This window comes from Nocardia sp. NPDC051756 (genome assembly GCF_040681495.1).
GTDB lineage: Bacteria > Actinomycetota > Actinomycetes > Mycobacteriales > Mycobacteriaceae > Nocardia.
In genome coordinates, this window is sequence record NZ_JBFAYV010000003.1 from 299,792 (window position 1) to 313,948 (window position 14,157).

Sequence of the window (14,157 nt, forward strand, 5' to 3'; positions counted from 1 at the left end):
GACTGCGCCGCTGGGTAGACGCTGGTTCGCCGGGACGGTGCTCGCGGCGTTCCTGCTGACCTTCCTGCAGACGCCGGGGCGCACGGTCGCCGACACCAAGTACGACCTGGCGCAGAACCCCCTCGGTTTCCTCGAACGCGCCAGCCACCTGTGGAGCAGCCAGGCCCCGATGGGCCAGGTGCAGAACCAGGCCTACGGCTATTTCTTCCCGCACGGCGCGTTCTTTTCCCTCGGCCATATCCTCGGCCTGCCCGCCTGGGCCACCCAGCGGATCTGGTGGGCGCTGCTGCTGCTCGCCGGATTCTGGGGCATCATCCGGCTCTGCGAGACCCTCGGCATAGGCACCCGCGGTTCGCGCATCATCGCGGCGGTCACGTTCGCGCTGTCGCCGCGGGTGCTCACCACGCTCGGCTCGATCTCCTCGGAGACGCTGCCGATGATGTTGGCGCCGTGGGTGCTGCTGGCGCCGGCGGCGCTCGGCCTCCGTTATCGACGGCGTAGACAACAGGCAACAGACACAGATCAGACCGACCGACCAGCGGGACGCGAGCGGCGCGGTGGCGCGGAGTCCGCGGCAGGCAGCGCGCTGGCACTCGCGCTCATGGGGTCGGTGAACGCGGTAGCGACGGTCGCGGCGTTCCTGCCCGCGCTGCTGTGGTGGGCCTCGTATCGGCCGAATCGGGAGTGGTGGCGGTTCACCCGGGCCTGGGTTCCGCTGCTGGTGCTGGCCACGTTCTGGTGGGCGGTGCCGCTGCTGCTGCTCGGCAAGGTGAGCCCGCCGTTCCTGGACTACATCGAATCGTCCGGGGTGACCACGCAATGGGCCTCGCTGGCCGAGGTGCTGCGCGGCACGGACAGCTGGACGCCATTCGTCTCGCCCGAGCGCATCGCGGGCGCGGTGCTGGTCACCCAGCCCGCGGCGGTGCTCGCCACCGGGTTGCTCGCGGCGGCGGGCATGGCCGGATTGGCGATGCGGTCCATGCCGTATCGCGGTCGGCTGACGCTGATCCTGTGCGTCGGGCTGGTCGGCATCTGCGCCGGATACGTCGGCGAGCTGGGCGGACCGTTCGCGGAATCGGTGCGGGTGTTCCTGGATTCCGGTGGCGCGCCGCTGCGCAATGTGCACAAGCTGGAGCCGCTGATCCGAATTCCGCTGGTGCTCGGGCTGGCCCAGTTGCTGGCCAGGGTGCCGCTGCCCGCCTCGGTGCCGATGCCGGTGTGGCGCAGCGCGTTCGCGCATCCGGAGCGGGATCGTTCCGTCGCGGTGGCCGCGCTGATTCTCACCGCGCTCGCCCTGTCCACCTCGCTGGCCTGGACCGGCAAGCTCGCCCCGCGCGGCGCCTACGACGCGGTACCGGGGTATTGGCAGCAGACCGCGGACTGGTTGCAGCACAACGCTTCCGATACCCGTGCGCTGGTCGTGCCCGGTGCGCCGTTCGGCAGTCAGGTGTGGGGACTGACCCGCGACGAGCCGTTGCAGGCGCTGGCGAGCACGCCGTGGGCGATCCGCGACTCGGTGCCGCTGAACCCGCCGGGCACCATCCGCGCGATGGACTCGGTGCAGCGGCTGATCGCCGACGGCAGGCCGTCGGCCGGGCTCGCGGCGACGCTGGCCGGACAGGGCATCGGAATTCTGGTGTTGCGCAACGATCTCGACCCGGAGACGTCGCGCTCGACCCGGCCGATGCTGGCGCACAGCGCGATCGACGGTTCGCCCGGCCTGATGAAGGTGGCGGAGTTCGGCGATCCGATCGAAGCCAAGGTCATCGCCGAGGATCTGGTCGCGGACGGTGATCTGCGGCCCGCGTATCCGGCGGTCGAGATCTACCGGGTGCAGACGCCCACGCCGGGAACACCGGCCGCGGTGCGCAGCGGAACCGGTGCGCCGCAGTCGTTCCCGGGCGCGTACACGGTGCCGCTCGACTCGGTACCCGTGGTGCAGGGCGGACCCGAGGTGCTCGAACGATTGCATCGCGATCCGGGAACCACCGAGACACCGGCGCTGCTCGCCGCCGACGCGGCCCGCGCCGGTTTACCGCGTGGCCCGTTGACCGTCACCGATACCCCGATGGATCGGGAGTCCGACTTCGGTCGCGTGGACAACCACAATTCCGCCGTCCGCGCCCCCGACGACGCGCGCCGCACACACAACCTGGTGCCCGACTACCCGGTGGACGGCGCGGACCTGGTGCGCGGGGAATGGTCCGGCGCGACCATCACCGCGTCCAGCTCGGCCGCCGACGCCACGCAATTGGGCGGTGCCGCGCCGGGTAGCTCCACCGCGGCCGTGGTCGACGGCGATCCGGCGACGTCCTGGATCAGCAACGGCTCGGAATACGCCCTCGGCCAATGGCTTCGGCTCGATCTGGCGCAGCCGATCCGGGTCGGGCAGCTGACCTTCAGCACCAGCGCGGCCGCCATCGGCGATCCGGTGAAGTGGGTCGAGGTGCGCACCGCGAACGGCACCGTGACGACCCGCATCCCCGAACCGGGTACGCCCGTGTCGGTTTCGCTGCCCGCGGGCAAGACCCAGTGGGTCACCATCACCGCGATCCGCACCGAAACCGGCAAGCGCGGTGGGCAGTTCGGCATCAGCGAACTCGGCCTGGACGACTACTCGGTCCGCGATCAGCCGGTCCACGTCGACATCCGGCACCGGACCGTGCTGCCGCCGACCCAAGCCGGCGCGCAGATCAAGGGCTGGGACCTCGGACAGGAATTCCCCGGGCGCAGCGCGTGTTTCGAATCGCCGAATCGCGTACGTTGCAGCAAGGGTCTAGCCCTCGCGCCCGAGGAGCCCGGTAACTTCCAACGCACGCTGACCGTCCCCGAACCCATGTCCGTAACCCCTCAGCTGACCGTCCGGACCAGGCAAGGCCCGGCGCTGGAGGCTTTGCTCACCGACCGCGACCAGCCGATCGCCCGGGGCAAGGCCGACGTCGGTGACGTGCGCGGCGCCGCGTTCGCCGCCACCGACGGCGATCCGCGCACCAGCTGGACCGCGCCGGAGGACTCGGTGCGGTCGCTGACCGGCGCGAAGCCGACCCTCACGCTCGAGCTGCCCGAGCCCGCGCTGGTCACCGGCCTGGAGCTGACCCCGTCGCTCGGCGGCCTGCCCGCCGCGCCCACCTCGGTGGTGGTCAATCTCGGCGACGGTCCACAGGTGCGCGAGCTGGACAAGAGCGAGCCGGGCAGGCCGGCCCGAATCTCCCTGCACCCCACCGTGACCGATCGGATCGAACTCAGCATCCGGACCTGGAAGCCGGTCCTGGACATGACGGCGCTCGGCTTCGTGCAGTCGCAGCCGCCGGGCTTGGCCGAAGTCAAGGTGCTCGGCCCGGACTATCCCGCGCCCGCGGCCCTGGATCGGGAAATCACCGTGCCGTGTGAGATCGGGCCCACGATCAATATCGACGGGCAGCTCCGGCGCACGTCGGTCACCGCGACCGCCGATCAACTGCGTTCCGGCGCACCGGTTCCCGCCCGGCTCTGCGCGGACGACGCGCTCCAGGCCGATTCCGGTGACCTCGCGCTGGCGCAGGGCAGAGCCGATGTCACCGTCGGCCCGACCGACCTGTTCTTCGTCGACCGGGTCCGCCTCGACCGTACCGGGTTCACCGCACCGGCCCCGTCGGCCTCCGGCACCCGACTGCTCGTGCTGCCGTTGAGCACGAATGTCGGCTGGCGCGCAACAACTTCCGACGGACGTGCGCTCGAGCCCGTGGTCATCGACGGCTGGCAACAAGCCTGGCTGCTCCCGCCTGGCACCGACGGACCGGTCACCGTTTCCTTCCCCACCGACCGCTGGTACCGCATCGGCATCTTCGGCGGCCTCTTGCTGCTGCTTCCATTGATCGCATTGGCCATCCCGCGACGCGCACGTTCGGCGAAAACGGTTGATGCCAAGGCGAATACCGTGCCTGATCAGGAAGAAATAACGACCGAGACGAATACCGTTGATGCGGTGGCGGATTCCGCACCACTGACCTGGGCCCCTCGCTGGCTAGGCGCGATCGGCCTCATCGCCGCGGCGACCCTCATCGCCGGCCCGGTCGGAACCATCGCCGCCGCAGCCACACTCGCCGCGATCCGATTCATCCCCAGGTTCCCCCCACGCGCATTGGTCATCGTCGCCGGCCTAGGAACAGCACTCTCGGCGGCGGCCCTGTCGACCGGCCCATGGCGCGCCTCCGGCGGCTACATGGGCGGCTCACTGTGGGCCCAACTCCCGGCAATACTCGCGGTGATCGCGGTCGGCGTCGCCGCGCTGCCGGCCCGTCGGCCATTCGGGCTGCGCCACAACGGACCTCGTTGATAATGTGATGCCGCGTGAGCGAGCGCCAGCGAGAGAACCGAAATTACAGCGTGCCGGTGCGCGCGACGGAACCGAGCGCTAGCGAGGTGGAGTCGTGAGTACCTGTGCGGAATGCGGTTTCGTCTACGACCTGACCCGCGCGACCGAGGTCGCGCCGCTGGCCAAAGAGCACGCGGTGGAATACGCGGATCTGCTCCTCACGGACTCCCCGAAACTACGGCAGCGACCCGACCCTGACACCTGGTCCCCGCTCGAATACGCCTGCCACATGCGCGATGTGCTGCTCATGCAGCGCGAGCGCGTGCTGGCCGCCCGCCGCACCGATACCCCCGAGACCACGCCGATGGGCCGCGACGAGCGGGTCGAGCACGACGGTTACGCGGACCAGAAGCCGTCCGATGTCGGCCGCCAGGTCCGCGACGCCGCACTGCTGTTCGCCAATGTGCTCGACCGGCTGGACGCCGCCGACTGGGAACGGACGCTGATCTTCAGTTACCCGGAGCCGGAAAAGCGTTCGCTGCGCTGGCTCGCCCTGCACACCTTGCACGAGCTGCGCCACCACCTGCTCGACATGCACCGGCAGCTGGACACCTGAACCGTCAGGGAGCCGCGAGCCGGTCTTCTTCCTCGATTTCCGGCTTCGGCTTCGCCCGGTCCCGGCCGCGCGCCCACTGCCGCATCGGTTCCTCGATCAGCGCATAGCTGGCCGCCGCAACGGGCAGGCTCAGCACGAACGTGAGCACGAGAACGTAGACGAAATCGCCGCTGAACGGCACGATCCCGAACACCGGGAACACCACCCACAGCACCGCGAGATGCCAGAGGAAGAGCCCGTAGGACCAGCGACCGAGGGTCGCGGCGACCCGCGATTTCAGCCAGCGATGCGGGCGGCCGGTATCGCCGAGCACCAGCGGCGCGAGCAGCGCGAAACCGATGATCGCGCCGAGCGCCACCTTCGCCGCGTACTGCCACGGCTCGGCATGCGTCAGGCCGCCGGGGCCACCGATATCGGTGGACGAGACGAGAAACGCGGTCAGCGCGACGGCCCACATCAACCACTGATTCCCCACCAGCCGACGCCATCTCGATAGCCGTTCGCTATTGAAAGACAGTTCGGCGAGCACCATTCCCATCGCGAACCACGGCAGATATCCGGGCAGCCAATTGTCGGAATGGATCGCGTCGGGCGTCGGCACCGGAATGAAGTTCCAACTCAGCGACACCGCCGCCAGGCCGAGTAGCACCGGCACCCGCAGGCGAGCGGCATTGCCGCGCAACCACATCACCGCGAACGCCAGCAGCGGCAGCACCAGATAGAAGGCCACCTCGACCGAAAGGCTCCACATCTGCGTCAGCCCGTCGGTCAGCGTCAGCGGCACGAACACCTGCAGCAGCGCCAGATTCGAGACCCACACCCGCAACCCGGCGGTGCCCGCCGCACTCGGCAACAGGATCAGCACCGCGCACACCACAGCCCAATACGCGGGCAGGATGCGCGCGGCGCGATGGCGCAGGTAGTAACCGAGCGACGGCGCACGGCCGAGGCCACGCGCCGCGGCGGCATGCGGGCGCCAGAGCAGGAACCCGGAGAGCGCGAAGAACACCGCGACCGCCATGTCGAACCGGCCGAGCACCCGCCCGATCACCGGCGTGCCCGCGGCCCCGGTCTGAAACGCGACGTGCGTCAACATCACTCCGAGCGCGGCCATTCCACGCATCCCCTCGAGCGCGGGCAGGAAGGCGCGGGTCCGCACCGATTCGGGCACCGGAGCGACGGAAGTAGTGGAGGTCGCGATCATCGGGCTCCAGTCTGCCTTGCCAATTCTCAGGTGATAACTCGGCGTTTCACATTCCGCGCTAAACTCGGGCGATTTCTCGGCCGTTTCCGGCCTCGGCACCGCATGGTACGACACCGGACTGTTAGTGTCGGGGCTCACGAGTGCCGCGGGAGGCCCGCCGTACTCGCCGGAACGACCCTGTTCTACGACGAGGAGAGTTTGCATGGCACTGAGTGCCGGAACCAGAAGGACGGTGGCCTGCCTGCTCGTGGGTCTCGGCGCGTTGCTGATTGTCGCCGCGCTGCTGATCCCGACCTACACCGTCGGCAAACTGGCGAAGACTCCCCTCGATCTCGAGATCACCACCATCGCGACCAATGCGCCGGGCGAGGACAGCCTGGTGCTGGACTCCAAGTCGCTCAGCGCGCCGGAGGGTGCCGCGAAGATCGACTCGAACGTGCCGCTGGTCTCGCAGCGCTTCCTCACCGTCGAGGAGCCCTCCGACGCCACCGAGATGACCGTGCAGGCGGGTCAGACGTTGCGGCGCATCGACAAGCAGGGCGACACCGGCCTGCTCACCGCGACCATCGACCGGGTCACCATCGACCGCAAGACCGGTGAGCCGGTCTCGAAGGATCCGAACGGCTCCATCGCGGTCACCGTGGACAAGGAAATGAAGTCGGTCGCGGATCCGGTGCAGCACACCGGCCTGCAGTACCGCTTCCCGATCGGGACCGAGAAGAAGAGCTACCCGTACTTCGATCTCAACGCGCGCAAGACCTTCGACGTCAACTTCGTCGAGGAGTCCGAGATCAACAGCATGAAGGTCTACCACTTCCAGCAGTCGATCCCGGCGACCAACCTGTACGACGTGGTGAAGGCGCCGACCAACAAGCTGACCTTCCCCGCCGCGAAGTGGGGCGTGCCCGGCGACGGTGACGTCACCATGGCGCGCTGGTACACCAACACCCGTGACCTGTGGGTCGAGCCGAAGACCGGCACCGTGATCAAGGGTGGCGAGCAGATCCACCTCTACTACGGCCGCGATTCCAAGCCCGAGGTCACCGCGCTGAAGTCGCACATCGTGTTCGACGAGAACACCATCGAGTCACAGATCTCGGTGGCCAAGGAGAACATCGACAAGCTGTCGCTGTACGGGCGGGTCATGCCGATCATCCTGGGCGTGCTCGGTGTGATCGCGCTGATCGTCGGTGCGGTGCTCGGCATCCGCGGTGGCGGTTCGACGCCTGCCGCGGCCGGTGGCGGTGGGCCGCTGAGCCAGGGCCGGGGCGCGCGCCGGGTGGACAACGATCCGCCGACCGAGCAGATCAAGATCACCAAGCAGCCTTGAGCTAGCCGCTGAGTTTCGGCCCCCGGTCATCGACCGGGGGCCGAATTCGTTTTCGGCCCTTATGTTTCGAGCGGATAGGCGACCGGGTGCCTGGGCTGGTAGAGCAGCATCGTGCCCGCCCCGGGGATGCGCAGGTCGATGCACCGGCCGAAGGAACGCTCGGCGATATCGCCGGCGAATTGTGCGCCCCGCTCGGCCAATTCGGCGACGGTCTGCTCGAGGTCGTCGCACATCAGCGAGATCTCGTGGCGCGGTGCGCCTTCGGCGGGATGCACGCCGAGTTCGCTCGGGCCGGTGCCGAAGATGAGCCAGCCCGCGTGCGCGTCGACGTTCGGCCAGCGCAGCACGTCGCGGAAGAATGCCCGGGCGGCGTCGGAATCCTCTGCGTAGACCAGCGTGTGCACAGCAGTGATCATGCGTCTGATCGTAGGCTCGTCCGCCGCTGCCAGGGGCTACGGCAGACGCTCGGGTTCGAGGTTGTGCACAGTGTTGTCGCGATCAGCGGTGCGCAGGACGATCACCGCGACCACCAGGGTGGTGACGGCCGCGACGGACGCGACGGTGGTGATCAGTGCGGGGATCGAGCGGGCGAACGAAACCATCAGTGTCACTTCGACAGCCAGGCCGAGCCAGGTCAGGGCGGCGAGGGCGGTGCGGTCCACGGCGATCGCGGAGAGCATCGCGCCTTGCAGGACCGCGAGGATGGCGCCGTGCAAGGCGAACAACCACAGCAGGCCTTGAATGGGCGCGTAGTCCTGGCCGGCCAGCAGCGGAGCCAGCGGTGCGGCGATCGCGGCGCAGATGACCGCCACGATGCCGATGCCGGACAGCACCGCGAGCGCAGACCGGATCGCCCGCGCCGAATGCGTGGGCTGGGCCATCCGTGGATACAGCACGACGCCGACCGCCTGCGGCAGCCAGAACGCGATCTTCGCGGCGATGGTGCCGAGCGCGTAGCGGCTGGCGTCCGCGTCGTCGAGGACCATGCGGACCACGATCAGATCGGTGGACGACAACGCCATCAGCGCCGCCTGCACCTGCGCCGCCCGCAGCACCGGGAGGACTCCGATGGCCTGGACTACCTCGTCTTCATCGGTTCCGGCGCGGGTTCGCGCGGGAGGCGAGCCGGCGACGAATCGCGCGAAGACCGCGGCGACCGCGATGCCCAGCGCGGCCGCACACAGGGCCAGCGCCGCGCCGCCACCGACGGCGAGCACCACGAGCGCGGGCGCTACTCGAAGGATTCCGGCAGCCCCTAGCACGACACCCAGCGCCCGAAAACGCCTGCCGCCCTGGAGAACCCCCTGCTCACCAGAGAGGAGCACCAATGCGGGAGCCGCACCGAGCGCCGCGGCGCATGCGGCGACTCCGACGTTCAACGCGCTGGTCACCACGGGCACCAACACCGCGACGACGACCGCGACGATCACCGCGCACCGCCACTGCAACCCGCGCAGCGCCGCGACGCTCGCTCCCCGGACCAACTCGCGGGCCACCACGTTCTGCAATGCCAGCGCGGGCACGGCGCACAGCAATTGCACCGCCAGCAGGCTCGCGAACTCGCTGTATCCGGAGACCCCCAGCCACCGTCCGGCCAGCAGTTGCAGCAGGTAACCCGCCACATTGGCGGTCATCGCACCCGCCGTGACCAACGTCAGATCCGCCACCACAGGAAACCGACGGACAGCAGACACGCTCGCCATCGTCCCACCCGCGAGTCACCAGCAGCGTCCCGCCCCGCCCTACCGCCCTGCCCGGCTCACAGATCTTCCACACGTCTCACAGCGCATGGGCACTCTGTGAGATGTGTGGAGGATCTGTGTGTCCGGGCAGGTCGATCCGCTTGTCGGCGTTCGAGCTGCCAGCGGACGTACTGGCCGAGTGGGCGGTCCGGTCGCTTGTCGAAGAGCTTGGGGCGGCGACCGCGGAGGCGGGCTTCGGCCGCGTCCGAGGCCTCGACATCGAGCGGACCGGTCGCTGCGTGCAGATCGGTGTGGGCCTGGTGCCGGTTGGCGCGGTGCACCCGCGCTCGTTTGCGCGGCAGGTTCTTGCGCGACGCCTTGTCGTTCTCGCCGTAGGTGTTGCGGCAGTCCTTGGCGTAGCTCAGCCGCTTCTTTTCCTGCGGGATCTCCGGGTCACCGGATCAGGCTATGGCTGGGCGGCTTCTGGGAGTAGTTATTTTCCGGCCGTCGCGGCACGGTGTGCGGGTGGGTGCGGCGGGAGGTCGGACCGTAGGGTGCACAAGCGTGACGGACAGCGGGCGACGGAGGCGCGACCGGTGGGTGCAGTGTGTCCCGGCCGGGTACAGCGCGGTGCTTGCGCTGCTCATCATGGGTCCGCTGCTCGGGTCCGGATATCTGCTGCTGCGCGATGCGGTGAGTACGCCGCGGTCTTATCTGACCGATTCGGCGCTCGGGCTGGGTGATGCCGCGCCGCGGGCGGTGCCGCAGGACGCGTTGCTGGCGGTGTTGTCGCCGGTCATCGATGGCGGTCTGATCGTCAAGGCAATTCTGCTCGTTGCGCTGTGGGCGGCCGGCTACGGAGCGGCGGTGCTGGCTCGCGAACTGCTGGGCGCGTCAATCGGTGCACAGCTCGTCGCCGCGACGGTGGCGCTGTGGAATCCGTATGTGGCCGAACGGCTTTTGCAGGGGCACTGGAGTTTGCTCGCCGGGTATGCGGCGTTGCCGTGGGTTGCGTTGGCCGCGTATCGGATTCGGACCGCCGGTGCCGTTAGCACGTGGGCAGGCCTGGCGGGATGTCTTGCCGCGGCGGGACTCACGCCGACCGGAGCCCTGCTCGCCGGCGTTACCGCGTTGTCGCTCGTCGGGAGACGGCATTTCGCCGGTGTGCTGGCTTTGCTGGTCGCCGCGTCGGTGCCGTGGTTGGCCGCCACCGCGTTGTCCGGGGCGGCCAGTGAACCTTCGGATCCGGCGGGTATCGCCGCTTTCGCCGCCCGCGGTGAACCAGGGCTCGGCACGCTGGGCAGTCTGGCGGGGCTCGGTGGTATCTGGAACGGCGACGCGGTACCTGATTCGCGCACAACACTTCTCGCGTTGATCGGAACTGTGCTGCTGCTCGTCATCGTGGCGACGGGCGTGCGTTCGGTGATCTCCGACGGCGATGATCGTTACGTTAGCCGGGCACTCGTCGTCCTCGCGGCGCTCGCCGTTCTGCTGCCCGCACTCGGCGCGACGCCGTGGGGCATGCACGTGCTGGAGTGGCTCGTCGCGCACGTGCCCGGCGCGGGCTTGCTGCGGGATACCCAGAAGTATGTGGCGCTGGCGATGCCTGCGTACGCGTTGTGCGCCGCCGCGGGTTGCGGAGTTCTCGCCAGACGATTCCCGATGGCTGCGACAACTGGCAACGCACAGCGCACCGTTGATCCACAGCCCTCGCAATCCTTGGCGCAGCAAGAGATTGGTTCCTCGACGACCGCGATCGCCGACGGCTCGTCACCGCCGAACGCACATTTTGACCGGGTGCCGAAGTTATCCACAACTGTGACGGGCACAGTGGCAACGATTCTCATCGCTCTGCTGGTGTTGCCGCTACTCGATCTCGCGTGGGGCGTCGGCGGTGCGATGCGACCTGTGCACTACCCCGCCGGATGGCAGCAGGTCGCTGACCGGATGGACGATCCCGGCGACATCGCAGTACTTCCCGGCGGGATGTTCCGTAAGTTTCGATACAGCGGGAAAGCGCCTGTCCTGGACCCTGCTCCTCGCCTGCTGCCCCAGGATGTCCTGCAAACCGGCGAACTCCCGGTACGTGGGCGCACCGTATCCGGGGAGGGCACCCGCGCCCGCGCGGTGGAAACGCTACTGCTGCACGGCGGTTCAGCTCAGGAACTGGCCGACCACGGCGTGGGCTGGGTCCTCGTCGAACGAGGCACCCCCGGCCCCCTCGGCGAATCGAAAACAACGCTGGCACAACTCGAGCCGGTATTCAGCGATGCCGATCTCACGCTGTACCGGGTGCCCGGAGCGGTTCAGCAGCACGATGCGTCATCAACGGATCGCGCCCTTGCCATTGCTGCCCACCTACTTTGGGTAGTCCTCCTGGTCGGCGGCCCACTCATCGCGACAATCACCCGCCGGAAGCACTGACCGCGAGCGGTTCGAGCCGGCCCGACCGACTCAACGGGACATGGCTGAGACATTTCCCGAGCAGCGCCTCAGTGACGTCCCGTTGATCAAGCGAAGGACCCGGACGGGGGCTCAGTGGGCGGAGCGGGGGGCGATCAGTCCGGAGGAGTGCTCGCCGCGGGCAACCGCGGCCAACACGTCGTATACACCGTTTCCCGTTTGCTCCCAAGAGAATTCACGCGCCCGCGAGCGCGCCTTCTCCCCCATGACCGTGCGCGCGGCGCGGTCGTCGAGCAATTCGCCTACCGCGTCGGACAATTGGGCGACGTCATCGACCAGCAGTCCGGTGACGCCGTCGACGATGGAGTCGGTGAGTCCGCGCGAACTGCGGTAGCCGATCGTCGGCACCCCGTGCTGCGCGGCTTCGATGACCGCGAGACCCCAACCTTCCTTGCGCGAGGGCAGCACGTGCACCCAAGCGCGGGAAAGCAATTCGTGCTTGCGCCGTTCGTCGACGTGCCCGTGGAAGGTGACGGCGTCGGCGATGTCGAGGCGGTGCGCGTCGGCCTTCAGGTTGTCGGCCCACCATCCGTCGCCGATCACATCGAGGTGCAGGCCGGGGATGCGGGGCCGTAGTCGCGCGACCGCGGCGAGTGCGTCCTCGATCTGCTTGTGCGGCACCAGCCGCGACAGCACCACGATGCGCGGGTTCTCGGTGCGCGTTTCGGTGGCGCCGGTCGGCGCGTCGGCGGGCACCGGCTCGGCGCCGTTGCGGACCACCGCGATCCGGGACTGGTCGACGCCGAGCGTGGCCAGTTCTTCGGCCGAGGGCAGCGAGACCGTCAGGTATTGGTTGCGCCGATGCACCCGCGGGGACAGGCGCGACTCGATCCACCAGCCGATCCGGCCGACCAACCGGCCGGCCACCGGCCACTGTTCCCGGTGTCCGTGGTGCACCAGCACGACGGCGGGCGCCTTGGTGGCGGCCGTGGCGAAGAACGGGATGCCGTTCTGGGTGTCGATCACCGCGTCGGGGCGCAGGCCGCGCAACGGTCCGAGGCCGAGCCGGCCGAGGGCCATCGCACCCAGCGCCCGCGGGTAGACGGAGAACCGCCCGCCCGCCCGGCTGATGTCGATGCCATCGAGGTGTTCGCGTTTCGCCGCCCCGGGGTAGCGGGCGGTGCGCAGGGTGACTTTGACCCCGCGTGCGGCGAGCTGCGCGCCGACCTGTTCGAGGTATCGTTCGCTGCCGCCGCCCTGCGGGTGCCCGGTGTCTCGCCAGCACAGCAGGAGGACTTCGCGCACGGTCGAGCTTCTCTCGGTCAGGTGGTCCCGGTCGGGATCGTCGGATATCGCGCTACACCCTAACCCGAGCACCGGCGCGCAAGCCGATCACCGACCGGTGCGCAGCGCGGCCCACCGCCGTTATGCGAGACTCGGCGCCGTGTTGAAAGCCGAAAAAACGCCCGCCGACGGTTCGCGCGCGCCCCGGTTCGCCCGCCGGGCGACGCTGCGCCGGTCGCTGCGATTGCTCGGTAGTTTTCGGTTCGAGCAGACCGATCCGGCGGTGTTCTACGGCGGCCTGGCCGAGGACAGCGCGGCGATGATCGGCGATTTCTACACCGACGTGACCGGCGAGGGCCTGGCGGGCGCGACGATCCTGGATGTCGGGGGCGGTCCGGGGTATTTCGCGGACGAGTTCGTGAAGACGGGCGCGCGATACATTCCGGTCGAGCCCGATCCGTCGGAGATGCATGCGGCGGGGCTGTCGGTGGCGGGTGCGGTGCGCGGCTCGGGGATGGCGTTGCCGTTCCGCGACGGCGCGGTGGACGTCTGTTTCTCGTCGAATGTGGCCGAGCATGTGGCCAAGCCGTGGCTGATGGCGGACGAGATGGTGCGGGTGACCCGGCCGGGCGGGCTGATCGTGCTGTCCTACACGGTGTGGCACGGGCCGTTCGGCGGGCACGAGACCGGGCCGTGGCATTACCTCGGCGGCGAGTACGCCGCGCGCCGATACCGGCGCAAGCTGGGGAAGGAACCGAAGAATCGGTTCGGCACGTCGCTGTTCGCGGTGCGCGCGTCGGACGGGTTGCGCTGGGCGGCGGGCACTTCCGCCGATGTGCGGACGGTCTTCCCGCGTTATCACCCGCGCTGGGCCTGGTGGTTGGTCCGGATCCCGCTCGTGCGAGAGCTACTGGTGAGCAATCTCGTTGTGGTGGCTACCAAGAAGTAGCTCTAACGCTCCAGCCAGCCTCGGCGCCAGGTGCGCCTGCCGCACGGTTCGTGCAGCGAACGGTTCCACGGCGATTCCTGAATGGCCAGTCCGACGGTTTCCAGCGTGGTCAACCCGACTTGATCGGCCAGCACCCCGACGACGGCAACGGCCTCGGCTGCCTGCATGGCCGCGGTGGCTTGCTCGATGGTCAGCGTGCGGCCGGGTAGGAAGGAGACCACCCATCCGCCCGCACCGACGCTCTTCGCTTGATGCTCGGTTTGATCGCTGGTCATCAACGATCGGTCGACCACTTGCACCGCCATAACCCGGGCTCCCCAATTGTGGTATCAGTTCAGGAATCGAGCGAGCTGATCAGTAGCTACAGCATCCTCTTTCCAGCAACAGAACGCAAT

Annotated in this window: 10 protein-coding genes; 5 read left to right on the forward strand and 5 right to left on the reverse strand. The window is 68.8% G+C overall.

All coding sequences use genetic code 11. The features are described 5' to 3' along the window. The first annotated feature begins 37 nt into the window (after nt 1–37). Both AB0M22_RS13035 and AB0M22_RS13040 read left to right on the forward strand, forming a co-directional pair. Nucleotides 38–4,315 carry an alpha-(1->3)-arabinofuranosyltransferase gene (locus AB0M22_RS13035; RefSeq protein ID WP_364724861.1) on the forward strand — a complete coding sequence of 1,426 codons (4,278 nt, stop codon included), beginning with the start codon at nt 38–40 and terminating at the stop codon, nt 4,313–4,315. 190 nt (nt 4,316–4,505) lie between these two features. Further along, entirely contained in the window at nt 4,506–4,910 is a 405-nt protein-coding gene (locus tag AB0M22_RS13040) for a DinB family protein (RefSeq protein WP_364726886.1), read from the forward strand. A 4-nt stretch (nt 4,911–4,914) separates the two neighbouring features. On the opposite strand, the gene AB0M22_RS13045 is transcribed toward AB0M22_RS13040, so the two are convergent. Then, entirely contained in the window at nt 4,915–6,114 is a 1,200-nt protein-coding gene (locus AB0M22_RS13045; RefSeq protein ID WP_364726889.1) for an acyltransferase, read from the reverse strand. A 202-nt stretch (nt 6,115–6,316) separates the two neighbouring features. On the opposite strand from AB0M22_RS13045, the gene AB0M22_RS13050 reads away from it, so the two are divergent. Continuing rightward, nucleotides 6,317–7,444, forward strand: coding sequence for a DUF3068 domain-containing protein (locus AB0M22_RS13050; protein ID WP_364724864.1), 1,128 nt, complete (start codon nt 6,317–6,319; stop codon nt 7,442–7,444). A gap of 59 nt (nt 7,445–7,503) precedes the next feature. On the opposite strand, the gene AB0M22_RS13055 is transcribed toward AB0M22_RS13050, so the two are convergent. Next, nucleotides 7,504–7,860, reverse strand: coding sequence for a VOC family protein (locus tag AB0M22_RS13055; protein WP_364724867.1), 357 nt, complete (start codon nt 7,858–7,860; stop codon nt 7,504–7,506). 36 nt (nt 7,861–7,896) lie between these two features. Beyond that, nucleotides 7,897–9,147 (reverse strand): polysaccharide biosynthesis protein, encoded by a 1,251-nt coding sequence (locus AB0M22_RS13060; protein ID WP_364724870.1) that lies wholly within the window; start codon nt 9,145–9,147, stop codon nt 7,897–7,899. A gap of 543 nt (nt 9,148–9,690) precedes the next feature. Between AB0M22_RS13060 and AB0M22_RS13065 the strand changes: the two genes are divergently transcribed. Continuing rightward, nucleotides 9,691–11,550, forward strand: a complete 1,860-nt coding sequence (locus AB0M22_RS13065) for a hypothetical protein (protein ID WP_364724872.1) — start codon at nt 9,691–9,693, stop codon at nt 11,548–11,550. A 111-nt stretch (nt 11,551–11,661) separates the two neighbouring features. On the opposite strand, the gene AB0M22_RS13070 is transcribed toward AB0M22_RS13065, so the two are convergent. Continuing rightward, complete coding sequence (locus tag AB0M22_RS13070; protein WP_364724875.1) at nt 11,662–12,834, reverse strand: glycosyltransferase family 4 protein; 1,173 nt, start codon at nt 12,832–12,834, stop codon at nt 11,662–11,664. 139 nt (nt 12,835–12,973) lie between these two features. Between AB0M22_RS13070 and AB0M22_RS13075 the strand changes: the two genes are divergently transcribed. Continuing rightward, nucleotides 12,974–13,762: a methyltransferase domain-containing protein gene (locus AB0M22_RS13075; RefSeq protein WP_364724877.1), complete on the forward strand. Its 789-nt coding sequence runs from the start codon at nt 12,974–12,976 to the stop codon at nt 13,760–13,762. A 2-nt stretch (nt 13,763–13,764) separates the two neighbouring features. Here the strand turns inward: AB0M22_RS13075 and AB0M22_RS13080 are convergent, their stop codons facing one another. Then, the gene (locus AB0M22_RS13080; RefSeq protein ID WP_364724880.1) at nt 13,765–14,067 is read right to left on the reverse strand and encodes a hypothetical protein; all 303 of its coding nucleotides are present in this window, start codon (nt 14,065–14,067) and stop codon (nt 13,765–13,767) included. Nucleotides 14,068–14,157 lie beyond the last annotated feature (90 nt).

Excerpts from the sequence above, each read along its gene's own strand:
- AB0M22_RS13045 (WP_364726889.1), bottom strand. The coding sequence starts at position 6,114 with ATGATCGCGACCTCCACTACTTCCGTCGCTCCGGTGCCCGAATCGGTG.
- AB0M22_RS13050 (WP_364724864.1), top strand. The coding sequence starts at position 6,317 with ATGGCACTGAGTGCCGGAACCAGAAGGACGGTGGCCTGCCTGCTCGTG.
- AB0M22_RS13055 (WP_364724867.1), bottom strand. The coding sequence starts at position 7,860 with ATGATCACTGCTGTGCACACGCTGGTCTACGCAGAGGATTCCGACGCC.
- AB0M22_RS13060 (WP_364724870.1), bottom strand. The coding sequence starts at position 9,147 with ATGGCGAGCGTGTCTGCTGTCCGTCGGTTTCCTGTGGTGGCGGATCTG.
- AB0M22_RS13080 (WP_364724880.1), bottom strand. The coding sequence starts at position 14,067 with ATGGCGGTGCAAGTGGTCGACCGATCGTTGATGACCAGCGATCAAACC.